This window comes from Mesorhizobium sp. M0910, assembly GCF_040319465.1.
Lineage (GTDB): Bacteria > Pseudomonadota > Alphaproteobacteria > Rhizobiales > Rhizobiaceae > Mesorhizobium.
Genome location: NZ_JAMYNZ010000003.1, coordinates 169,693 through 190,566, shown reverse-complemented (window position 1 = coordinate 190,566; position 20,874 = coordinate 169,693). Strand labels below are relative to the sequence as shown.

Here is a 20,874-nt window from a genome sequence, read left to right as displayed (position 1 = left end):
ATGGACGCGGCGATCGCTTCGACTGGCCAGGGCAAGCAGGACATTCCTGCCGCGGATGGCACCACGTCATCGCTCAAGGATCGCATCGCACGCGATCTAGGACAGCGCATCCTCGCCGGTTCCTACGCGCAGCATTCCGTGCTGCCAACGGAAGCCGAACTTTGCGTCATCTACGGGGCGAGCCGCACTGCACTTCGCGATGCTCTTCTGACGCTTTCGGCGAAAGGACTGATCGAGGCACGCAAGCGGGCCGGGACGCGTGTGCGCGCGTCGAGCGAATGGAACAGGCTGGATGCACAGGTTCTGGAATGGATGCGCGATATCGAGCCCGACCTCGATTTCGTCCGCGGATTGATCGAGGCGCGACTGGTCATTGAACCCGCTGCCGCCCAACTTGCGGCCAAGATGGCGACGTCAGGCGATCTCGCAGTCATCGAAGCGGCCTATGAAGCCATGCGCATTGCTCCGCAGGACGATCTCGCTGCGTGTCTCGATGCCGACGTCAGGTTTCATACCGCCATTCTTCGTGCCAGCCGCAACCCGGTGTTCGCCAATCTCGGCAATATGCTCGCGGCCGCTCTCAGCTTCTCCTTCCGCTTGACCACATCGGCCACCGCCAATTACCAGCAGACGCTCAGCGCGCATGGCGACGTGCTGGAGGCAATTAGGATGCGCAGGGCCGACGACGCTCACGATCAGATGAAGGCGCTCATCGGGATCGCGTCGAACGACCTTCTTGCAGTGGCTCGCAAAGGCCGCCGTCAACAGCCGATCGCCGCTGCCAAGGCCGACACCGTCCGAAACTGATGGTCCGGACGATCAAGATCAGAAGCGGAGACCTGTCCGCTGAAATTGTCCCATCGCTTGGGGCAGGCCTTGCGAGACTGGACTATGGGCGCGTGCCGCTCTTCCGGCCATGGCCGGATGGCGGGAGCAGCAACCCGTTCGACCTTGCCTGCAACCTGCTTTTGCCGTGGTCGAATCGCATCTCGGGCGGCGGGTTCACATTCGACTCCAAATTCCACGAACTGCCTGCCAATGTTGCAGGCGAGCCATTTCCCATCCACGGCAACGGATTTTCCAGCGAGTGGGACGTCGACAGCGCAGCGCAGGACAACGCGAAGCTGTCCCTCATCAGCAACGGGCCCGGCCCATACCGATATCGCGCCGAGGTGAGCTACGCGCTGGCCGGACAGGGGCTCGAGTTGAAGCTTCGCATCGTCAATCAGGCATCGATCAGATTGCCGTTCGGGCTTGGCATCCATCCGTGGTTCCCGAGAACGGCACGAACCGCGCTTCATGCGCTGGCCTCGCAGGTTTGTCTCGAACTGCCCAGCCATCTCCCCGAACGATTTGTGGATGTCAAAACCCATGCCGATTGGGATTTCGGCGCCCCAGTCGTATTGCCGAGTGGATGGATAAACAATCTGTTTGCCGGTTGGAGCGGCGTCGCCACCATATCGTGGCCGGAGCACAGTTGCAGCCTGCGGATTGAAGCTTCATCGCCCTTGAATTTCTACCTGGTCTATTCGCTATCGGACGAGAGCGACTTCTTCTGTTTTGAACCGGTCAGTCATGCTGTCGATGCCCACAATCGTGGTTCGATCGACAAATGGAATGGACTGTCGGTGCTTGCGCCTGGCGAGGGCCTGGTAGCCCGTTGCAGCTTTGCCGTCACTTAGGCGGACCTCAGCTGCGCCCTCGAATTGGCGGATCTCGGCCAGGCTAGCCGTCGGCGATCCAATCCGAGAGGCTGCGGGCAAAACTTCGCGGCACGATAAGTTCACACGCGGTCTCCCCGGTGCGCAGGAAGAGCACGGACACGTGATGGAAGGATGTCAGCACGGCGCGGCCCGGAGCGGCGGCCGGCGCGTGCCAGTCGACGGCAATGCAGCCGGACAGAAGACTTGCGATATCAGGGCCAGCCATTTTCAAACGAACACGACCTTCCCCGAGGGGAACGGAACAGCCGAGATCGGGGTCGACGACGAGGGCAGGCGGTTGCGTGCCTTCGTCGAGAGCCAGCCAGAGGCGGCGAGGTGCAACGCGGATAATTAGAAGCCCCTTGTGGCGAACCGTCTCTCCGACCGAAGCGGGAAGTCTCTTGCCCAGCGGCGCCGAGACGCTCTTTTCGAATTGCGTCAATGTCGCGTCCCAGCCCTCGATCTGGATAAGCGGACAATCTGCCACGGACAGGCTGAAATCCCGAGAAGAGGTCAAGCTAGTCATGCAGCCGTTCTCCTTGTGGATCGACGAATACCGGCGAGACAACGCGGGCGCGAACCGTTTCGGCCTTCATCGGATAAACCGCTACGACCTCGCTTCCTTCTGCCGCGACATCGCCGGCAAGCAGGGCCAGCCCGACATAATGGCCGCGTTCGGGGCTGAAAGTGACGGAGGTGACGCGACCGCGCCCATGGCCATGGGGTTTCTCATCCGGCAGGAACAGGATGGCGCCGCCGCGCAGGCGTTTTCCGTCCTCAATGCATTCCAGTCCGACCAGGCGCTGTCGGTTGGGGGCCTGGAGGGCAGGGCGCCGTCGCAGGACGTTGCCGACGAAGCCGCTGCGCTTGCCCGCCATGCGGCCGAGGCCGAGATCGTCGAGCGTAGTGCGCCCGTCGATCTCCGGTCCGGCGACATGGCCCTTTTCGACCCGCAGCGCGCCAAGCGCCTCGACCCCGTAGGGCTTCAGCCCGAGCAGTCTGCCGGCTTCGACCAGACGGCTCCAGAGCTGTTCACCGGCAGTGGCGCCGACATAGATTTCGTAAGCGCGCTCGCCGGAATAACTGAGACGCAAGATGCGGAGCCCACGGCCCTCCCACTCGCTTTCGAGTAGTCCCATGTGCGGAAGTGCCCCATCGGAAACGTCAAGGGCAGGAAAAGCGGCACCGAGGATTGCGCGGCTGTTAGGCCCGGCAACCGACATTGCCGCCCATTCATCGCTGACCGAGGTGACGGCCACACGCAAATCCGGCCAGGCCGTGTCGAGCAGGAATTCGAGACGCGACAGCACATCGGCGGCCCTGGCGGTCGAGGTCGTCATGAAGAACCGGTTTTCCGCCAGCCGCGTCGTGGTGCCGTCGTCGAAGACGATACCGTCGTCGCGCAGCATGATGCCGTAGCGGGCGCGGCCTACCGCCAGTTTGGCAAAGCCGTTGGCGTAGACGCGGTCGAGGAAGATTGCCGCATCCGGGCCCTGGACATCGATCTTGCCGAGCGTGGAGATGTCCATCAGCCCCGCGGCCTGGCGCACATTCCGCATTTCGGCGACATAGGCGTCGTTCACGTCACGTCCCGACTGCCGGTAGAAATAGGGCCTCATCCAGAGCCCGACCTCGAGCATCTCGGCGCCGTTCGCCATGTGCCAATCGTGCATCGGCGTGCGGCGGATCGGCTTGAAACGATGGCCGATGGCGCGCCCGGCAAGCGCCCCGATGGCAACCGGCGTATAGGGCGGGCGGAAGGTTGTGGTGCCGGTCTCAGGAATCGTTGCGTTGCGCAGCGCTGCCATCGCGGCAAGTGCGGGAAAATTGCTGGTCTTGCCCTGGTCGGTGCCCATGCCGAGCGTGGTGTAGCGTTTCAGGTGCTCGACCGATTCATAGCCCTCGCGATGGGCGAGCTCGATATCCCCGGTCGTCACGTCCATCTGGAAATCGACGAAGGCTTTTCCACGTCCAGCGGGCAGGGCTTCGCGAAGGACGCTCGAGCCGGTCTCACCGAGATCGAGTTTCGATGGAGCGGGCACCGGCGCCGACTTGCCGCAGGAGGCTGCCGCTTCGATGCCGGCGCGATGGCCGTCCTCGATGGCAGCGACTGTCGCATAGGCTCCTATCATTGCACCGGCGCCGAACTGGCTGGCTGAAAGGACGCCCGGCACGAAGCCATCAATGTCGTCGCGATACACGGGTTTGACACCGAGGTGTGAGGTGAGATGCACGGTTGGCGACCAGCCGCCGGAGATGCAGACCAGGTCGCAGGCGGCCGAAGATTGTCCCTCCGGACCATTGAGCGTTACGCGCCTGATCGCATGGCCGCCATGCAGGTCGACGATGCGCGTTGCGGCGCGCACCACCACGCCGAGCCGTGCGGCTTCTGCGGCAAGTGCTGCGGGCGGGACGGGGCGCAGATCGGCAACCGTCACCTCCGCGCCGGCTGCGGCATAGTCGAAGGCGGTGCGCCAGGCACCGTCATTGGTGGTGGCGACGACGATTTTCTTGCCCGGCAGGACGGCGAAACGGTTGAGATAGGTCCGGGCGGCCGAGGCAAGCATGACGCCGGGCCGGTCGTTGTTCGAGAACACCATCGGCCGCTCGATGGCGCCGGTGGCGAAAACGATCGAGCGGGCGCGCAGCATGGTGACTGTTTGCCGTGTCTCGCCATTCGGCTGCGGATTGGTTGGATCGCGCTGTTCGACCAGTCCAAGGACATTGCCGTCATAGCTGCCGAAAGCGGTGGTCCGCTTCATCACCCTGATGGTTTCAAAGCCCTCCAACTCGGCCTCGGACTGCCGCAGCCATGCGGCCGCTGCGCTGTCGGACGGTTCAGCCAGAAGCTGGCCGCCAAGCAGGAAATCCTGCTCGATCAGCGCGACCCGCGCGCCGGCCGCGGCGGCCGCCCGCGCCGCCGATAATCCCGCCGGGCCGCCGCCGACGATGGCGACATCGGCGAAGGCATGACGAACCTCGTAGTGGTCGGGATCCGCGCCGGTGCCGGCCCTGCCCAGGCCGGCCGCCTTGCGGATGAAATGTTCGTAGAACATCCAGGCGCGGTGCGTCGGGCCCATGAAGGTCTTGTAGTAGAAGCCGGCGGACAGAAACGGTGCCAACAGTCCGTTGACGCTTTGCATGTCGAAGGCAAGCGATGGCCAGCGGTTCTGACTCTCCACGACCATACCGTCGGCGAGTTCCAGTGTGGTCGCCGGCAGGTTCGGCTCGCGCCTCCCGGCGGTCCCGAGCGTAACCAGCGCATTCGGCTCTTCGGGGCCGGCGGAAAAAATGCCGCGCGGGCGATGATATTTGAAGCTGCGCCCGACCAGCGTGACGCCATTGGCGAGCAGGGCGGAGGCAAGCGTGTCGCCGCGATATCCAGCCAGCTTGCGGCCGTCGAAGGTAAACTCGACCGGCTGCTCGCGAATGATGCGGGCACCCACCGACAGCCGTTTGCGGTTTGAACTCATTCCGGTGACTTCCTGAGAGTTGATTTCCTGGCCCACAATTTTCTGGCGAAGTCGACGGCTGCGATGGCATGGTTGCGGGTGTCGCGTTCGACCACCAGCCATTGCCGGCAACCGGTCACGTGCTGCCAGAATTCACGGTGCGGGCCGGCCGGGTTTGTCCTGACATAGACATAACGGTACCAGGCCTCCGGATCGGGATCGTCATGGGCCGGACGCTTGACCGAGGCATCGCCGCCATAGCGGAACTCGTCATGGTCACGCGGGCCGCAGCAGGGGCATTCGATGCGCAGCATTTTGTCCCGCCTCCTATTGCAGCCAGGCGGAAGGGCCGGCGCCGGCCTCATCGAGCGTGTGGCCGGTGCGGAAACGATCGAGCCCGTAGGCCGCGATCAAGGGATGCGGTTTGCCGGTGGCGATCGTGTGGGCGAAGCACCAGCCGGAAGCCGGCGTCGCCTTGAAGCCGCCATAGCACCAGCCGCCGTTGAGATAGAGTCCCTCGATCGGCGTCGGGCAGATGATCGGGCTGGCATCGGGGGTCATGTCCATGACGCCGCCCCAATGGCGAAGCAGACGGACGCGCGAAATGCATGGCATCAGCGCAATCGCTGCCTCCGCCACTTCGCGCACGACGCCGAGATTGCCGCGCTGGGCGTATGAATTGTAGCCGTCGAGATTGCCGCCGAAGACCAATCCGCCCTTGTCGGACTGGCTGACGTAGAAATGGTCGGCGCCATAGGCCACGACGTGATCTACCAGCGGCTTCAGCGGCTCGGTGACGAAAGCTTGCAGCACATGGCTTTCGATCGGCAGTTCAAGCCCAGCCTTGGCGCCGAGCACGGACGTGTGGCCAGCGACCGCGAGGCCGACCTTGCCGGCGCCAATCCGGCCTTTCGTCGTTTCGACGCCGACGATGCTGTCGCCGTCACGGACAAAGCCTGTCACCTCGCAGTTCTGGATGATGTCGACGCCATGGCTGTCGGCGGCACGCGCATAGCCCCAGGCGACGGCGTCGTGGCGTGCCGTGCCCGCGCGGCCCTGAAAGATGGCGCCATGGATCGGGAAGCGGGCGGTGTCGGAAAAATCGAGATAGGGCACCAGCCGGCGCACGTCTTCGCGATCGAGGATGTCGGCGTCGATGCCGTTCAGCCGCATGACGTTGGCGCGGTGGCTGAAACCGTCGAGCTGATCGGCCGAATGCGCGGTGACGAGTTGACCGCGCTGGGAGAACATTACGTTGAAATTCAGCGCCTGAGACATGTCCTCCCAAAGCTTCATCGAGAATTCGTAGAACTGGGTGTTGCCGTCGAGCAGGTAGTTGGAGCGGATGACGGTGGTGTTGCGGCCGACATTGCCGCCGCCGACATAACCCTTTTCGAGCACCGCGACGTCACGGACGCCGTGGTTCTCGGCGAGGTAGAAGGCGGTGGCGAGGCCGTGTCCGCCGCCGCCAATAACGATCACGTCATAGGACGATTTTGGCTCCGCGGCCCGCCAGGCTCGTTGCCAGTTCTTCTGGCCTGACAGCGCGTTGCGGAGAACCGAAAATGCCGAGTAGCGCGCCATTCGTGCAGGCCTATCGAACGATCGGGCCGGCCGGCGTGCGGGTAAGCACTTCGGCGCCCGCATCGGTCAACAGCACCGTGTTGGAGACGAAGTCATTGCCGCGACCAGTGCCCATCAGCCACGACAGGATGTGGAAGCTCATCCCGGTTTCGATCTCGAGGTCGGAATCGTGTCGCAAGCCGGTCACCGAATTGCCGCCGGTCCATGACGGCGGCTGGCCGGCGCCGACAAGGTAACCGCAGTGATGGCGGCGATAGTGGGAAAGACCGGCCTCGTCGGCGACGGCCTGCCAGGCGGCGTAGACATCGCGCGCCTTGGCGCCCGGCCGTAGCGCCTCGACGACCGCGTTGAACGCCTTGGCGGTCACCTCCGCCATTGTGGCGTCTTCATCGCTGATGTGGCCTATGCGAACGAGCCGGCCGAGCGGGGCGTGGTAGCGCGAGATGCACCCGGACAGTTCGACAAAGACGGGCTCGCCCTTGCGGTAGATCCCGTCGCCCCAGGTCGTGTGCTCTTCACCCAGGCGCGCGGCCGGGCGGATGAACGGTCCGAAGCCCGGCGCATGACCGCCGGCGCGGATCATTGCCGCAACACATTGGGCGGCGACCTCCTGTTCGGAAGCGCCATCGGAGATCGCAGCGATCGCGGCACCGGCGGCGGCGTCCGTCACTTGTGCCGCCCGCCGCATCAGCGCCTGTTCTTCGGCGCTTTTCACCCGCCGCATTTTGTCGATCAGACCGGAGACATCGCTCCACTTTGCATCGGCTTTCATCTGGAGTGCCACGGCAAGTCCATGGCTAAGGCCGGCTGTCCAGTATTCGAGGCCGATCCGCTTGCCGGATAGGCCGAGCTCTGCCAGCACCCGCGCGGCAAGGTCGGCCGCCGTTTCGCTGTCGGAATGGCCACGGAATTCCGCTGCCTTCACCTGCTTCTCGATCGTCACCTTCTCCATCGAGCGGGTGACCAGGACAGGTTTTCCTCGGAGCGGGACAATCAGCAGGTGAGGGGCAAAATACCCCCAGTGATCAAGCCCGGTGAGATAGAAGACGTTCTCCGGCGAGGCAAACACTGCCGCGTCGAGCTCACGCTCAATCAGTGCAGTACGGACCTTTGCCAGGCGGCCTGCGATTTCGGCTTCGGAAAAAGGATTGCGATCCATCGGGCGTCCTCATGCTTGTTGCCGGCTTGCTGGCGGGCATAGTCTTTTCGGCAGCCGGTTTCCCGGCCCCTATGTCAGTCGATGACGATGAGTTCGCGCGCCACATCGCAGAGGCGTTCGCCGCCGCGTTCCGTGACGACGAACGATTCCGAGATGGCGATGCCGAAATCGTCGAGCCAGACGCCGGCCATGAAATGGAAGCACATCCCAGGCTGCATCTCGGTAGTATCGCCCGGACGAAGGCTTGCGGTGCGTTCACCCCAATCGGGCGGATATGCGAGCCCGACCGGATAGCCGACGCGGCTGTCTTTCTTCAGCCCGTTCCGTCGCAGGACTGCCTGCCAGGCGGCTTCCACCTGTTCGGCGGTGTTGCCGGGGCGCGCGTTCTCGAGGCCAGCGTCGACGCCCTCGACGATCGCCTTGGCCATGTCGAGCATGGCTTGCGGCGGCTTGCCGAAATGTACCGTCCGGGTCAGCGCCGCATGGTAGCGGCGGCGCACGCCGGCGATCTCCAGAATGGCGAGGCCGCTGTCCGGCAGCGGCGCGTCGGACCACGTCAGGTGCGGCGTGCTAGTGCCCTCGCCAACGGGCATCAGCGGACAGATCGCGGCATAGTCGCCGCCTGATCCGGGCACGCCCATGATCTGCGCGTGATAGATTTCCGCAATGGCGTGGTTCTGAGGCACACCGGGCCGCATTTTCTCGATGGCACGGTTCATGGCATGCGTGCAGATCGCACCCGCCTCGCGGATCAGCACCAGCTCGGCTTCGGATTTGATCAGCCGCGCCCAGTTGACGAGATCGTGGTTGTTGGCGAAGTGCGCGTCGGGCAGTCCCTCGACAAGGTGGGCGTGGCAGCGCGCAGTGTAATAATGCGCGTCCATCTCGACGCCGATACTGGCCTTTTCCCAGCCGCGCGACCGGATCAGTCGGGCGAGTTCGTCATAGGGGTGTTCGACGGGCTGCTGCACCAGCCGCTCCGAGAACGGCACGATGTTTGTCTCCGGCAGGCCGGTTGTCAGGCGCGCGCTCTTGGCATCCTGCGCCCTGCCGAACCAGATCGGCCGATCCTCCTCCAGATGGACGAGGACGCACTGCGGAACATAGAACGACCATCCATCATAGCCGGTCAGCCAGCACATGTTGGCTGGATCCTGACAGACGATGAGATCGAAGCCGGCTTTTTGCATGCGTGTCTTCACGCCGGCGAGACGCTGCCCATACTCCGCTTGCGTGAATGTCCCGAACCCGTTCGCGGTCGCCACCGAAATCCTGCCTTCCAGGTACGCCGCTTGCCCTTTGATCAACATGGGCAAATAGGCCAAATTGTGCACAACTCGACGTCAATTTGTTGGCTAACTACGAATTATCGCCGAGTTTTCATGGTTTCTATATCTCTGCTTGCGAAATGTCTAGGGCAGTTGTATACGTCTTATCAAGCAGGCGTCGACCTCGAAGAAGGCCGCGCCCTGGGAACCATCCACAGTTGTCCAATGGGAGAAAAGCATGCTCAATTCATCAATATCGCGCCGCATGGTCGTGAAAGCGGCTGCCTGCATCGCGCTCGCCGCGACGTCATTGACGCCGCTATCCGCTCACGCCGAAACCACCCTCGAACGGGCCAAGAAGGACGGCTACATCCGCGTCGGTTTCGCCAACGAGGCGCCGTTCGGTTACGCCACGCCTGACGGCAAGCTGACCGGCGAGGCTCCTGAAGTCGCCAAGGCGGTGCTCGCCAAGATGGGCATCCCGCAGGTTGACGGTGTGCTGACCGAATTCGGTTCGCTCATCCCGGGTCTCAAGGCCGGCCGCTTCGACATCATCGCCGCCGGCATGTTCATCAACCCGAAGCGCTGCGCCGAGATCAATTTCTCCGAGCCGTCCTACGGCATCGGTCAGGCCATGCTGGTCGCAAAAGGCAATCCGAAAGGCGTGAAGGACTTTTCCAGCTTCAAGGAAAATCCGGATCTCAAGCTCGCCGTGATGGCCGGCGCGGTCGAAGGCGGTTACGCCAAGGACGCGGGCGTCGCCGATGGGCAGATCGTCGCCTTGCCCGACCAGTCCAGCCTGGTCGCGGCCGTCCAGTCGGGCCGCGCCGACGCTGCTGCGCTGACCGCTCTTTCGATCGCCGACATGGCCAAGAAAGCCGACGGCGTCGAATCGACCAAGCCCTTCGGCGAGGTTGCCGGCAAATCGGTGAAAGGCCATGGCGGCTTCGGCTTCCGCAAGGAAGATACAGATCTGCTGGAGGCGTTCAACGCCGAGCTGAAGAAGTTCATCGGTTCGCCGGAGCATATCGCGCTGGTCGAGCCGCTCGGCTTCGGCAAGGACTACCTCCCCAACAAGACCACCGCGGAGCTTTGCGCGGGCAAGTAGGTTCCCAACTGCTGGCGGCGCGAAAGCGCCGCCCTTTTTCCCCGGGGTAATCGCATGGGTATCCGTACGCTCGTTGCCATGCTGGTCATCGCGCTCGTCGTGATCGGCGCGTTGGCAACACAGGAAAGCTATCGAGTGTTCATGCCGGGGCTGCTGCAAGGCGCGGTCCTGACAATCGAGATCGCCGTCCTCGGCAGCCTGCTCGCAATCGTCATGGGCGTGCTTGCAGCACTTGCACGGATGTATGGCCCGGCGCCGCTCAGATGGCTGGCCACGGTCTATGTCGAGATCTTCCGCGGAACGTCGGCATTGGTACAATTGTTCTGGCTGTTTTTCGTGCTGCCGCAATTCGGCGTCACGATCAATGCTTTCGTGGTGGCAGTCCTGGCACTCGGCCTGAACGTCGGTGCCTACGGGTCGGAGGTCGTGCGTGGTGCGATCCTTTCGGTCGCTCGCGGCCAGTGGGAGGCATGTACGGCATTGAACATGAGCCGGCCACAGATGTTGCGCCGGATCATCCTGCCGCAGGCCTTTGTGGCGATGATCCCGCCCTGGGGCAATCTGTTCATTGAGCTTCTGAAATCGACAGCGCTGGTCTCGCTGATCACGCTTTCCGACCTCGCCTTCAAGGCGCAGCAAATGAACCAGAATACGTTCAAGACCATTCCGATCTTCACACTTGTCCTTTTGATGTACCTGGCAATGTCGCTGGTTCTCACCATCGGCATGCGGCTTCTCGAAAGGCGGGCATCGATCGGACTGGCGCGAGGCAAGGCAGCATGATTTGGGACTGGGCATTTGCTTTTGAAATCCTGCCGGTGCTCGCCCGCGCGGCCATCGTCTCCATCGAGGCGACGCTGATCGGCTTTGCACTTGCCGCCTCGCTTGGCCTGGTGCTGGCCGTCGTCCGTATCGCCGTGCCGTGGACCGGCTGGACAATTTCGGTGCTGGTCGAACTGATCCGTTCGACCCCGCTGCTTATCCAGATATTCTTTCTCTATTTCGTCTTTCCGAAATTCGGTGTCGTGCTCGACGCCTTCACCGCCGGGGTGCTGGCCATCGGCATCCACTATGCCGCCTATTGCTCTGAGGTCTATCGCGCCGGTTTCGACAACATCCCTCGCGGCCAGTGGGAAGCCTCGATCGCACTTAATCTTTCGGCTTGGACAACGTTCCGCGACATCATCATTCCGCAGGCGATTCCGCCGATCGTTCCGGCGCTCGGCAACTATCTGGTTGCCTTGTTCAAGGAGACGCCATTGCTGTCCGCAATCGCCGTGCTGGAGCTGATGCAGACGGCCAAGATCATTGGCTCCGAAACCTTCCGCTACACCGAGCCGATGACGCTGGTCGGTCTGTTTTTCCTTGCCATGAGCCTGGTTTCTGCTGCGCTCATTCGCTCCCTCGAAGGCCTGCTCAACCGGAGGACCATGCGATGACGGAACAACCGATGGTTCGCTTCGACAATGTATCGAAACGCTACGGCACGTTAACCGTTCTCGACGGGCTTAATCTGGAAATAGCACGCGGCGAAAAGGTCTCCATCATCGGCCCGTCCGGCTCCGGCAAGACGACGGTGCTGCGCATGCTGATGACGCTGGAGACGATCAATGACGGTGTCATCTGGGTTGAAGGCGAGCCGCTGACCCATATGGAGAGGAACGGCAAACTTGTTCCCGCCGATCTCGCCCACATCCGCAGGATCCGCGCCAAGATCGGCATGGTGTTCCAGTCGTTCAACCTGTTCCCGCACATGACGGCGATGCAGAACTGCATCGAGGCACCGATAACCGTGCTCGGCATGAAGCGGGCCGATGCGGAGGCGCGTGCCGCCGAACTGCTCGACATGGTCGGCTTATCGGATAAGAAGGACCACTATCCCTCGCAGCTCTCCGGTGGTCAGCAGCAGCGTGTCGCCATCGCACGCGCTTGCGCCATGCGGCCCAAGATCATGCTGTTCGACGAGGTGACCTCGGCCCTGGACCCCGAACTCGTCGGCGAAGTGCTTGAAGTCATCCGAAAACTTGGTAGGGAGCATGACCTCACCATGCTGATGGTCACCCACCAGATGGGATTTGCCAAGGAATTCTCCGATCGTGTCTGCTTTTTCCACGCGGGCAAGATCTGCGAGCAAGGGCCGCCAGGCGAGTTGTTCGGCACCCCCAAGAACGAGCGGACACGGCAGTTCCTGCACGCTGTCCTGGAGGCTGGATGACGCTTGAGACAGATGCCACGCCCACAGCCGTGACCGCCGCGCCGCCACGTCCGCTCTCGGCCCGGGAGCGATTTGAACGCATTTACCGGATACTGCGCGACCGCATCTGCCTGCTCGATTATGCGCCGGGAAGCCATCTGTCCGAGGAAGAACTTGCCCAGGAATTCGAGATCAGCCGCACGCCGGTCCGGCGTGTCCTGGCGCGTCTCGAATCCGAGGGTCTGGTTCAATCCGTCCACGGCGTCGGCACGATCGTCACCGATGTCGATATCGAGGAATTGCAGCAGGTCTATCATTTGCGCCTGGAGCTGGCGCTCCTCGTCGGCAAGCTTTCGCCGATCCCGCGCACGGCGGACGAACTCGACCGGATACGGGCGCTCATCGCGCGTTGCGATGCCGATATACTCAATCCCGACCAGCGCGCTTTCCTGCGCCTCAACATGGATTTTTTCTACGAGCTCACGGCGATGACCGGCAACCAGCCGCTGCGCGAGATCAGCGAGCGCCTGTATTTTCAGGTCGCGCGCGTCGTCCTGAAGATGATGCCGCAGTTGGGCCTTGTCGAGGAGTTCACCGCGTTCCGCCGCGAAATGGAAGAGGTCCTTGCCGCCGCCGAGATCGGTGACTGGGAGTCCATAGGGCACATAAGGCGGGCGCACATCTCAATGAGCTTTCGCCGCATGATGCGTCATGCAGGCGAGGCGAATCTGGATAGAGCAACATAGTCAGCCCCTCGGGGTTGTGCTGGCCGCCAAGGTCGGCGACAGCGATAGTCAAAACCGAATGTGCGGTTTCATAGCAGTCTCCTCTGGTCGAAGAACGCGCCGAGGTTTCACTCGCTGTGCAGAAGATGATGAATCCGTCGCGGGGTGCTTCCCGTCAGGCGGCGGCTCTCGCGGACAAGATGCGCCTGGTCGGAATAGCCCGCTTCGGCCGCCAGCATGGCGGTGGAGCTGCTGGAGCGGCTCGAAAGCCGCAGAAAGCGCTGGTAGCGGAGGATACGGTCAAGCGTCTTGGGGCCATAGCCGAAGCTCGTGTCGAAGCGCCGGCGCAACGTCCTTTCGCTCATCTCGAGCGCGCGCATCAACCAAGGGACGAGCGGCGCGTCGGGTGGCGGCCCGCGCTCGATCAAACGATATGCCGCCTGCATGGGAACGTCGGTCGCGGGCGCGGGCACCTCCTCGGCGACGACCTGTTGGAGCGAGCAGGCCAGATCCTCGAGACTGTCGCTGGCGCGCACGCGGCTGGCGAGGCGGCGAGCTCGCGCCCCCCACAGATCGTCGAGCGACAGCCTCTTGCCGACCAGCTCGATTTGCGGCACGCCGAGCCATGCCGCCGCCGCGGCAGGATGGAAGCGCAAGCCGATCACGACCTCGTCCGCCGCTAGAACCTCGGTCTGCGGTTCCTTGTCAGGGCCGGCAATTCGGAAGCTGCCTCCGATCCATTGCAAATCGATCGTTGTGTCGGGCATGATGACGATTGGCGGTGAGCCCGCCGGGTCCATTCGATGCACCCACACCGAAGCAAAGCTCCCGCGAAGCCGCGCCGACGCTGGACGTTGCTGAAATGAACCCGTTGCCTGCGCTGGGACGGGATCGCTCATCTCGCTCCCCTTCGGATTAGCGGCGGTGAACCTACGGCGCAGCGGCTGCGCCCGGCCGTCGCTCGAGACAACGTCTTCCAATCGAGAACGGTTGCAAGAATCGGTTGTTTTCTTCCGGCCGGAACGAAGAGGGCAGTTGGGGGGCGATGCGACGTGCATCGCCAGTGTGCGGCTCATACGTCAATGGCCGTTCTGTTCAATAAGGCAAGCGAGATGCGTGCTTATCTTTCGGCGTCGTACATCACATGAGAGGTATGCGTCATGAGCAACAAAAACGACCAACGGATCGACTACGTCGAATTCAACGTGAAAGACATTCAGCGGTCACGCGACTTCTACGGAAAGGCGTTCGGCTGGACCTTCACCGACTACGGCCCGCAATATTGCGAGTTCAACGACGGGCGCTTGTCAGGTGGCTTTGCTGCTGGCCCAGCGAGGTCCGGAGGAGGCCCGCTCGTCATTCTCTATGCCGATGATCTGCCGGGAACGGTCAAGCGTGTCGAGGAAGCGGGGGGCAAGATCGTCAGGCCGATTTATGGGTTCCCCGATGGCCGGCGCTTTCATTTCGCGGACCCGGACGGTTACGAGCTAGCGGTTTACACCGAAGATGGCAGCAATGAATGATCGCGTTCCTCCCACCTCGGGTTGGTTTTGCTCGGCGGCGTCTTGATTTGGGAGGGCGCCGAGCATGTCCTCAGATTCCGGGCGATTGCAGCGTCCCTGGCCGGGCGGGGCTTCCTGCTCCCAAGCCTCTTCTCGCGGCCGGATCGTTTGCCTCGCAACGGCCTTGGTGGACCCTTTCCCGCCGCGGCCTTGGCCGTATTCACCATTACGGCGTCGTTCATGGCGCTCAACTTCTGGCCTACAGCGGCGATGAACGCGAAGCGCTTCGTACCGGCTTCACCAATGTTGCCGTCTTGGGCGGGTTGATTGTCGCCGCGACCACTAGCCTGTGATCATCATTTCGGGGCGGCGGCTTCGTCTTCATCTGCAATCAGCCGCTGGTCGTTGGTGATCCGGTGTTGTTGCAGCATCCGCCTATCGCTGCCAGAAGGGCAGCTTGGCGATCTCTTCCTCGGCCTGTCGCCTCGTCAGACCGATATCGTCGATCAGATGGGGATTGGTCTGCGCCAATCGCTTGAGATCCCAGCGAAAGCGTGTCGGCTCGCGCCAGGCCGCGATAATGCTTCGCAGCGTCGCCAGGCTGTAGCGCCGAGGCGATGCTTCCGCCGGCCGCGTTGCCTCAAGCGGGGCCGAGGCAAAGGTGGGAATATCGTTCATGGCAACCTCCATATGGTTTGAGGGGGCCCATACGATTTTGGGAGTGTGGGGCCCTCGACCTGAAAGAGGCTGAATTCTGCAGGATACGAACCGCGCCGTAATTAAGCTCTCCCAAATAGTTCTCAAAACTTGCAAACGGGCTATAGATGCGCCGTATGCAGGGATCGCGCTTTGCCTTTGGTCCGTTCGTGCTTGATCCGGGTGCGGGAACGCTTATTCGGAACGATGTCCCCGTTGCCGTTAGCTACCGCGGGCTAAAGCTGCTTGCGGCGCTCGTCGGACGGTCCGGCGAAATCCTTGAAAAGGCTGAGTTGATGGACGCGGCGTGGCCGGGTACAGCCGTCGAGGAAGGCAACCTAACCGTCCAGATCGCGCTGCTGCGGAAGCTGCTTGGCCCGGCCGCCGACGGCGGTGAATGGATCGCCACGGTTCCGCGCGTCGGCTACCGCTTCACGGGAGCCGTCGAACAGCTCGGCGTCGCGAAGCGAAAACCTTTGCCGCTGCCCGACAAACCATCGATAGCCGTGCTGCCCTTCGTCAATGTCAGCAACGATCCCGAGCAGGAATCCTTCGCGGATGGGTTGACCGAAGACCTGATCACCGACTTATCCAGGATCTCCGGCCTGTTCGTCATCGCACGCAACTCGGCCTTTGCCTACAAAGGAAAGGCGATGGACGTGCGCGGGATCGCTGAGGACCTTGGCGTGCGCTACCTGCTGGAGGGTAGCGCAAGGCGCGCCGCAGGGCACGTGCGCATCAACGCACAACTGGTCGACGCGGTGAGTGGCGATCATGTATGGGCGGAACGCTTCGATCGCAGCCTGGAAGATATTTTTGCCGTTCAGGACGAGGTTACCGGCAAGATCGTCGAGGCGTTACTCGGCCGGCTGCGTGCACCGCCGCCGCGCAATCGGCCCCAAAATCTCGAGGCCTACGATCTCTGCGTGCGAGCGCGCAAGCTGATGGATGATTCGCCGCAGACGGCGCAGGAAGCGCATCTGATGCTCACCCGCGCGGTTTCGCTCGATCCGGAATATGCCGAGGCCTATCGCTGGCTTGCCATGAACCACTGGATGGGATGGGTGCATTCCGGCGGACCAACCGAAACATCCCGTAGCGCTGCTTTGGAACTCGCGCGCAAAGCCGTGGCGATCGACCCCAACGATGCCGGCTGCCGCTGGGTTTTGGCTTACCTGCTTGCCTACGAGCGCAGCTTCGCCGAGGCGGATGCGGAATTCGCCAAGGCGATCGAGCTTGACCCGAACGAGGCCGATGCCTGGGCGGCATTGTCCGACATCGCGGTCCTGGCCGGACGGGTCGAGGAGGGTCTTGAGCACATTCGCAAGGCGTTCCGGCTGAATCCGTTTCCGGCAAGTTGGTATTATCTCGCGCTCGGCCAAGCGCAATATGCAGCCGGCGAATACGAATCCGCTATCAAGACACTGCGCAGGGACGAGACCTATCGTACAAGCTCTCGCCGTTTCCTGGCGGCAAGCCTTGCCCAACTCGGCCGGCTCGACGAGGCGCGCGCAGAGGTCGAACTGTTTCTCGTCGGCAACCCGCATTTCACAACCCGCCACTGGGCGGCGACGGAGCCATTCCGCGACGCTGCGACGCTTGAGCATTTCGTTGACGGCTTCCGTAAGGCCGGCCTTCCGGAGTGACGCGCCGGCGCCGTCGCACGGTTCGTGCGACCTATTCCTCAAAGCGACCCGTGGCGTCACGATCGCGCTCGTATCGTCTCGTGAGCGGAAACGGCGGCAACCAGGACTCGCGACGGATGATCCAGCTTTCGTAAGTTGGCATCAGTTGGTCAGGCGCGTCCAGGGATCCGAGGTTCACTTCGACTTCGTCGGCGGTGCGGGCGAAAACGGTCGAGCCGCAGCGGGGACAGAAAAACCGCCCGGCATAGTCGCGTGTTTCGCCGTCGATCGTCACCGCATCTTCGGGAAATATCGCGGAAGCGTGAAAAAGGGCTCCATGATGCTTGCGGCAGTCGAGACAGTGACAAAGGCCGACCCGGTATGGGCGTCCCGAAGCGACAATTCGGACGTTCCCGCACAGGCACCCGCCGGTGAATCGGTCCATGCTGCGTCTCCTCCAAAATCAAGCGGCCGGAATGGTTACAACGACCGGCACTGTTGTTGCAATCGCCGCCGCGGGCGGGGACATGTCGTTCTTCCGTGGCGATGACATTGCAGCCGCCTCTCTATGCCTTATGCGAGCTTGCCGCCGAAAACAGGCTTTGGTTTGTCATATGGAACGAAACGGCGCGTTCCATTGAGCCGCCAACTCGGCGGCCGAGGCGAGCCTGACTCCGCAGTCGGCGAGTATGCGTGCGACCGTCGCTACCGCCTCGGCGTTGGACGAGGCTATGCTGCCGTTCGGAAGGAAAAGGTTGTTTTCGAAGCCGACCCGGACATGGCCCCCAAGCAATGCGGCGGCGGTCGCGCACGCCGCTTCGTTGCGGCCGAAGGCGCAGACGCCCCAATGGTCGAAGCGCGGCATGTTCGCCGCGAGGAATGGCAAGAGATCGGCAGGAACGGACGTCTGTCCCGGCGTGTAGCGGCCCAGCACGTAGAGAACCGGTATGCTTGCCCAGGGGATCAGTCCGCGCTGCTGCATGTCCGAAAGCCTGACGGCCTCCTCGGGCGAATAGAGGATGATCTGTGGCGCAACCCCCTCGGTGTGCAGCCAGGCCATGAAGCGCACGAAGGCGAGTTCCGATCCGGCATCAGGAACGATTTCGCGAAGCGCCAGGGAGACAGCTTGCGGCTTCACATCTTGTACGACGGCCATCTGTTGGGCCGGCGAATAGATACCGAGTGCTTCGGAGGTGATCTGGATTACCAAGCGGTCGCCGGCAGCACCGCGGATGGCGGCGATCGCCTGGCGGTAGGCGTCGGCGTCGAGCAGATGATTGCCGCTTCGGTCGCGGACATGAACGTGGATCATAGCCGCACCGGCATCGGCGCATTCCGCGGCCGTCCTCGCAAGTTCGGCTGGTGTCAGCGGAATCGCCGGATGGTCGGCCTTGCTGCGACGTCCCCCGTTCGGGGCGACGGCTATGGCGATGCGGTCGACACCATGGGCCGGCTTCATGGGAACGTTCTGTAAGCGACAAGATTCATATGAATCAATCTTTGATCACACTGAAACAGACGTTGCAATCGCTGGTCTGGCGAGCTAGCAATATCCATGGACCAGGAAGAGCTTGCTGGACAGATCGTCACTGCCTTCGACGGCATGTCGGCGCAGCTTCGGTCCGCTGCGCGCTATGTCCTTGATAAGCCGTATGATGTCGCGCTGTTGTCCATGCGCGAGCAGGCCCGGCACGCAGGAGTGCAGCCGGCGACGATGACGCGGCTGGCCCAGCATCTCGGCCTTGATGGCTACGAGGCGGTACGCGATATCTACGCCGCCGCGATCCGGGACGGCGAAATCGGTTTCGCCGGCAAGGCGGGCCTTCAGGTCGCCAGCCAAAAGCTCAAGGGCGACCACGCGCTGGCGGCCGATATTCTGGATTCGATTTCCAGCCAGCTTGCCCATCTCGCCGAACGCAGGTCGATCGACCGTCTGGTCGAGACGGCCAGGGCGCTGAGTGCGGCAAGGCGCGTCTATTGCCTCGGCCTGCGCTCGAGCCACGCAGTGGCCTGGCATCTGCATTACATCCTGTCGCTGATCGGCGAGAAATCGGTGCTGCTGCACGGCATCGGCGGAACCGATGGCGACGCTCTGGCCCATGCGACCAGGGACGACGTGCTGATCGCCGCCAGCGTCCTGCCCTACACGCGCTTCACCATCGAGCTTGTCGAGTACGCTGCCGGCCGCGGCGTACCGGTCATTGCGATCACCGACAGCGGGGTAGCGCCCTTGGCGCTGCTTGCCGATCACCTGGTCGTCGTGCCGACCGGCAGCCCGTCCTTTTTCCACACCATGACGCCAGCTTTCATCGTTGCTGAGGTCCTGGGTGCTCTTGTCGCAGGGCAGGCAGGCGAGGGCGCTGTTGAGTCGCTGCGACGTTTCGATGAGCAGGGCGCCGCCCTCAAGACCCATCTGAACCAGCGTCCGCCGAAGAAAATGCCCATGAGGGACCGTCGATGACACACATTCTTCATCGAACCATCCACTCGACGCTGCCGGTCGCCGCTCGCGGCCAAGGCATCGAACTGTTCGATGCCGAGGGCAAGTCCTATATCGACGCGTCGGGCGGCGCTGCCGTGTCCTGTCTCGGCCACGGTCATCCCGACGTGATCGCCGCGCTGCACGCCCAGCTTGACCGCATCGCCTACGCACACACCAGCTTCTTCACCACCGAGGTGGCGGAGCGCTTGGCGGATCGGCTGGTCGAGGACGCGCCGAAAGGGTTGGACCACGTCTATCTGGTCAGCGGCGGCTCGGAGGCGGTCGAGGCCGCGCTCAAGATGGCCAGGCAGTATTTCGTCGAGAAAGGGGAGCCGCAACGGCGCCATTTCATCGCACGCCGGCAGAGCTATCACGGCAATACGCTCGGCGCTCTCGCCACCGGCGGCAACGAATGGCGGCGCGCCCAGTTCAGGCCGTTGCTGATCGAGACCCACCATATCGACCCCTGTTACGCCTATCGCTATCAAAAGCATGGCGAAAGCGACGAAGCCTATGCGGCGCGCGCCGCCCAGCAGCTCGAAGACAAGATCCTTGAACTCGGCCCGGACGAGGTCATCGCCTTTGTCGCCGAGCCGGTGGTGGGTGCCACGCTCGGCGCCGTGCCGTCGGTCCCCGATTATTTCAAGCACATTCGCGCGATCTGCGACCGCTACGGCGTGCTGCTCATTCTCGACGAAGTGATGTGCGGCATGGGCCGTACCGGCACGCTGCATGCGTGCGAGCAGGACGGCATCGCTCCCGACCTGCTGACCATCGCCAAGGGGCTCGGCGGTGGCTACCAGCCGATCGGCGCGGTGCTGCTTGGCCGGCATATCTTCGACGCCTTTGCCCAGGGCTCGGGCTTCTTCCAGCATGGACATACCTATATGGGGCATCCAATGGCGGCGGCGGCCGGCCTTGCCGTGCAGGAGGTCATCCGGCGCGACCGCCTGCTCGACAACGTCAGCGCAATGGGCGCGCAGCTCGACGAACGCCTGCACCAGCGCTTTGATAACCACCATCACGTCGGCGACATTCGCGGACGAGGTCTGTTCAGGGGAATCGAGCTGGTGGTCGATCGCGCCAGCAAGGAACCGTTCGACCAGAGATTTGAACTCAACGCTCGCATCAAGCGCGAAGCAATGGCCCGCGGCCTGATGATTTATCCGATGGCCGGGACGATTGACGGTGTGCGGGGCGTTCATGTGCTTGTGGCGCCGCCTTTCATCATTTCCAGACAGGATATCGATCGGATCGTCGAACGGCTCGGTGAGGCGATCGACGCTGCGATCGCTTCAGCGGCCTGACCCGCACGACGCGGACCGCCTCAATCAGTTCCAACGCGTCATCGGCGATGGGCCGGGACACCCACCAGA

At 62.9% G+C, this 20,874-nt stretch carries 21 protein-coding genes; 11 read left to right on the top strand and 10 right to left on the bottom strand.

The window, feature by feature from the left end:
• Together NKH78_RS08575 and NKH78_RS08570 are read left to right on the top strand one after the other, a co-directional pair.
• Complete coding sequence (locus NKH78_RS08575; protein WP_352688840.1) at positions 1-807, top strand: FadR/GntR family transcriptional regulator; 807 nt, start codon at positions 1-3, stop codon at positions 805-807.
• Positions 807-1,682 (top strand): aldose 1-epimerase, encoded by an 876-nt coding sequence (locus tag NKH78_RS08570; RefSeq protein WP_352688837.1) that lies wholly within the window; start codon positions 807-809, stop codon positions 1,680-1,682. Before NKH78_RS08575 ends, NKH78_RS08570 begins: the two co-directional genes overlap by 1 nt.
• A gap of 43 nt (positions 1,683-1,725) precedes the next feature.
• Here the strand turns inward: NKH78_RS08570 and NKH78_RS08565 are convergent, their stop codons facing one another.
• The 6 genes from NKH78_RS08565 to NKH78_RS08540 form a co-directional block, all read right to left on the bottom strand.
• Complete coding sequence (locus NKH78_RS08565) at positions 1,726-2,229, bottom strand: sarcosine oxidase subunit gamma family protein (RefSeq protein ID WP_352701555.1); 504 nt, start codon at positions 2,227-2,229, stop codon at positions 1,726-1,728.
• The gene (locus NKH78_RS08560) at positions 2,222-5,176 is read right to left on the bottom strand and encodes a sarcosine oxidase subunit alpha family protein (protein ID WP_352882662.1); all 2,955 of its coding nucleotides are present in this window, start codon (positions 5,174-5,176) and stop codon (positions 2,222-2,224) included. Before NKH78_RS08560 ends, NKH78_RS08565 begins: the two co-directional genes overlap by 8 nt.
• Positions 5,173-5,469 (bottom strand): sarcosine oxidase subunit delta, encoded by a 297-nt coding sequence (locus tag NKH78_RS08555; protein WP_352646036.1) that lies wholly within the window; start codon positions 5,467-5,469, stop codon positions 5,173-5,175. The genes NKH78_RS08560 and NKH78_RS08555 overlap by 4 nt, the downstream gene beginning before the upstream one ends.
• Positions 5,470-5,482: 13 nt before the next feature.
• Positions 5,483-6,739 carry a sarcosine oxidase subunit beta family protein gene (locus NKH78_RS08550; RefSeq protein WP_352777272.1) on the bottom strand — a complete coding sequence of 419 codons (1,257 nt, stop codon included), beginning with the start codon at positions 6,737-6,739 and terminating at the stop codon, positions 5,483-5,485.
• 10 nt (positions 6,740-6,749) lie between these two features.
• The gene (locus NKH78_RS08545; protein ID WP_352777274.1) at positions 6,750-7,898 is read right to left on the bottom strand and encodes a M24 family metallopeptidase; all 1,149 of its coding nucleotides are present in this window, start codon (positions 7,896-7,898) and stop codon (positions 6,750-6,752) included.
• A 74-nt stretch (positions 7,899-7,972) separates the two neighbouring features.
• Positions 7,973-9,169, bottom strand: a complete 1,197-nt coding sequence (locus NKH78_RS08540) for a M24 family metallopeptidase (RefSeq protein WP_502899794.1) — start codon at positions 9,167-9,169, stop codon at positions 7,973-7,975.
• 235 nt (positions 9,170-9,404) lie between these two features.
• Here NKH78_RS08540 and ehuB point away from each other — a divergent pair, with 235 nt between their 5' ends.
• Genes ehuB through NKH78_RS08515 form a run of 5 tightly spaced genes read left to right on the top strand, consistent with a single transcriptional unit; the run spans position 9,405 to position 13,214 of the window.
• Entirely contained in the window at positions 9,405-10,274 is an 870-nt protein-coding gene (ehuB, locus tag NKH78_RS08535; protein WP_254818528.1) for an ectoine/hydroxyectoine ABC transporter substrate-binding protein EhuB, read from the top strand.
• 54 nt (positions 10,275-10,328) lie between these two features.
• Positions 10,329-11,057, top strand: a complete 729-nt coding sequence (gene ehuC / locus NKH78_RS08530) for an ectoine/hydroxyectoine ABC transporter permease subunit EhuC (protein ID WP_254818529.1) — start codon at positions 10,329-10,331, stop codon at positions 11,055-11,057.
• Positions 11,054-11,713 carry an ectoine/hydroxyectoine ABC transporter permease subunit EhuD gene (ehuD, locus tag NKH78_RS08525; RefSeq protein WP_254818530.1) on the top strand — a complete coding sequence of 220 codons (660 nt, stop codon included), beginning with the start codon at positions 11,054-11,056 and terminating at the stop codon, positions 11,711-11,713. Before ehuC ends, ehuD begins: the two co-directional genes overlap by 4 nt.
• Entirely contained in the window at positions 11,710-12,489 is a 780-nt protein-coding gene (gene ehuA / locus NKH78_RS08520; RefSeq protein ID WP_352882657.1) for an ectoine/hydroxyectoine ABC transporter ATP-binding protein EhuA, read from the top strand. Before ehuD ends, ehuA begins: the two co-directional genes overlap by 4 nt.
• The gene (locus tag NKH78_RS08515) at positions 12,486-13,214 is read left to right on the top strand and encodes a GntR family transcriptional regulator (RefSeq protein ID WP_352777278.1); all 729 of its coding nucleotides are present in this window, start codon (positions 12,486-12,488) and stop codon (positions 13,212-13,214) included. Before ehuA ends, NKH78_RS08515 begins: the two co-directional genes overlap by 4 nt.
• Positions 13,215-13,321: 107 nt before the next feature.
• Here the strand turns inward: NKH78_RS08515 and NKH78_RS08510 are convergent, their stop codons facing one another.
• Positions 13,322-14,092 carry a helix-turn-helix domain-containing protein gene (locus NKH78_RS08510; RefSeq protein ID WP_502899793.1) on the bottom strand — a complete coding sequence of 257 codons (771 nt, stop codon included), beginning with the start codon at positions 14,090-14,092 and terminating at the stop codon, positions 13,322-13,324.
• Positions 14,093-14,353: 261 nt separating this feature from the next.
• On the opposite strand from NKH78_RS08510, the gene NKH78_RS08505 reads away from it, so the two are divergent.
• Positions 14,354-14,716: a VOC family protein gene (locus tag NKH78_RS08505; protein ID WP_352508685.1), complete on the top strand. Its 363-nt coding sequence runs from the start codon at positions 14,354-14,356 to the stop codon at positions 14,714-14,716.
• A gap of 414 nt (positions 14,717-15,130) precedes the next feature.
• On the opposite strand, the gene NKH78_RS08500 is transcribed toward NKH78_RS08505, so the two are convergent.
• Positions 15,131-15,373, bottom strand: coding sequence for a DUF1127 domain-containing protein (locus NKH78_RS08500; protein ID WP_352476747.1), 243 nt, complete (start codon positions 15,371-15,373; stop codon positions 15,131-15,133).
• 155 nt (positions 15,374-15,528) lie between these two features.
• Between NKH78_RS08500 and NKH78_RS08495 the strand changes: the two genes are divergently transcribed.
• Complete coding sequence (locus NKH78_RS08495; RefSeq protein ID WP_352777431.1) at positions 15,529-17,037, top strand: winged helix-turn-helix domain-containing tetratricopeptide repeat protein; 1,509 nt, start codon at positions 15,529-15,531, stop codon at positions 17,035-17,037.
• 31 nt (positions 17,038-17,068) lie between these two features.
• Here NKH78_RS08495 and NKH78_RS08490 read toward each other — a convergent pair whose 3' ends face one another.
• Together NKH78_RS08490 and NKH78_RS08485 are read right to left on the bottom strand one after the other, a co-directional pair.
• Positions 17,069-17,461, bottom strand: coding sequence for a GFA family protein (locus NKH78_RS08490; protein ID WP_352508686.1), 393 nt, complete (start codon positions 17,459-17,461; stop codon positions 17,069-17,071).
• A gap of 165 nt (positions 17,462-17,626) precedes the next feature.
• On the bottom strand, positions 17,627-18,475 hold the full coding sequence (locus NKH78_RS08485; RefSeq protein ID WP_352508687.1) for a beta-keto acid cleavage family enzyme: 849 nt from the start codon (positions 18,473-18,475) through the stop codon (positions 17,627-17,629).
• Between the two features lie 96 nt (positions 18,476-18,571).
• Between NKH78_RS08485 and NKH78_RS08480 the strand changes: the two genes are divergently transcribed.
• Both NKH78_RS08480 and NKH78_RS08475 read left to right on the top strand, forming a co-directional pair.
• Entirely contained in the window at positions 18,572-19,477 is a 906-nt protein-coding gene (locus NKH78_RS08480; RefSeq protein ID WP_352508688.1) for a MurR/RpiR family transcriptional regulator, read from the top strand.
• Complete coding sequence (locus NKH78_RS08475) at positions 19,474-20,805, top strand: aspartate aminotransferase family protein (RefSeq protein WP_352777281.1); 1,332 nt, start codon at positions 19,474-19,476, stop codon at positions 20,803-20,805. The genes NKH78_RS08480 and NKH78_RS08475 overlap by 4 nt, the downstream gene beginning before the upstream one ends.
• Positions 20,806-20,874 lie beyond the last annotated feature (69 nt).

What these genes read in the sequence shown, in the direction of transcription:
- ehuC (WP_254818529.1), top strand. Translation starts at nt 10,329, where the DNA reads ATGGGTATCCGTACGCTCGTTGCCATGCTGGTCATCGCGCTCGTCGTG.
- NKH78_RS08550 (WP_352777272.1), bottom strand. Translation starts at nt 6,739, where the DNA reads ATGGCGCGCTACTCGGCATTTTCGGTTCTCCGCAACGCGCTGTCAGGC.
- NKH78_RS08545 (WP_352777274.1), bottom strand. Translation starts at nt 7,898, where the DNA reads ATGGATCGCAATCCTTTTTCCGAAGCCGAAATCGCAGGCCGCCTGGCA.
- ehuD (WP_254818530.1), top strand. Translation starts at nt 11,054, where the DNA reads ATGATTTGGGACTGGGCATTTGCTTTTGAAATCCTGCCGGTGCTCGCC.
- NKH78_RS08480 (WP_352508688.1), top strand. Translation starts at nt 18,572, where the DNA reads ATGGACCAGGAAGAGCTTGCTGGACAGATCGTCACTGCCTTCGACGGC.
- ehuB (WP_254818528.1), top strand. Translation starts at nt 9,405, where the DNA reads ATGCTCAATTCATCAATATCGCGCCGCATGGTCGTGAAAGCGGCTGCC.
- NKH78_RS08575 (WP_352688840.1), top strand. Translation starts at nt 1, where the DNA reads ATGGACGCGGCGATCGCTTCGACTGGCCAGGGCAAGCAGGACATTCCT.
- NKH78_RS08475 (WP_352777281.1), top strand. Translation starts at nt 19,474, where the DNA reads ATGACACACATTCTTCATCGAACCATCCACTCGACGCTGCCGGTCGCC.
- ehuA (WP_352882657.1), top strand. Translation starts at nt 11,710, where the DNA reads ATGACGGAACAACCGATGGTTCGCTTCGACAATGTATCGAAACGCTAC.
- NKH78_RS08490 (WP_352508686.1), bottom strand. Translation starts at nt 17,461, where the DNA reads ATGGACCGATTCACCGGCGGGTGCCTGTGCGGGAACGTCCGAATTGTC.
- NKH78_RS08500 (WP_352476747.1), bottom strand. Translation starts at nt 15,373, where the DNA reads ATGAACGATATTCCCACCTTTGCCTCGGCCCCGCTTGAGGCAACGCGG.
- NKH78_RS08505 (WP_352508685.1), top strand. Translation starts at nt 14,354, where the DNA reads ATGAGCAACAAAAACGACCAACGGATCGACTACGTCGAATTCAACGTG.
- NKH78_RS08515 (WP_352777278.1), top strand. Translation starts at nt 12,486, where the DNA reads ATGACGCTTGAGACAGATGCCACGCCCACAGCCGTGACCGCCGCGCCG.
- NKH78_RS08485 (WP_352508687.1), bottom strand. Translation starts at nt 18,475, where the DNA reads ATGAAGCCGGCCCATGGTGTCGACCGCATCGCCATAGCCGTCGCCCCG.
- NKH78_RS08495 (WP_352777431.1), top strand. Translation starts at nt 15,529, where the DNA reads ATGCAGGGATCGCGCTTTGCCTTTGGTCCGTTCGTGCTTGATCCGGGT.
- NKH78_RS08560 (WP_352882662.1), bottom strand. Translation starts at nt 5,176, where the DNA reads ATGAGTTCAAACCGCAAACGGCTGTCGGTGGGTGCCCGCATCATTCGC.
- NKH78_RS08555 (WP_352646036.1), bottom strand. Translation starts at nt 5,469, where the DNA reads ATGCTGCGCATCGAATGCCCCTGCTGCGGCCCGCGTGACCATGACGAG.
- NKH78_RS08565 (WP_352701555.1), bottom strand. Translation starts at nt 2,229, where the DNA reads ATGACTAGCTTGACCTCTTCTCGGGATTTCAGCCTGTCCGTGGCAGAT.
- NKH78_RS08570 (WP_352688837.1), top strand. Translation starts at nt 807, where the DNA reads ATGGTCCGGACGATCAAGATCAGAAGCGGAGACCTGTCCGCTGAAATT.
- NKH78_RS08510 (WP_502899793.1), bottom strand. Translation starts at nt 14,092, where the DNA reads ATGAGCGATCCCGTCCCAGCGCAGGCAACGGGTTCATTTCAGCAACGT.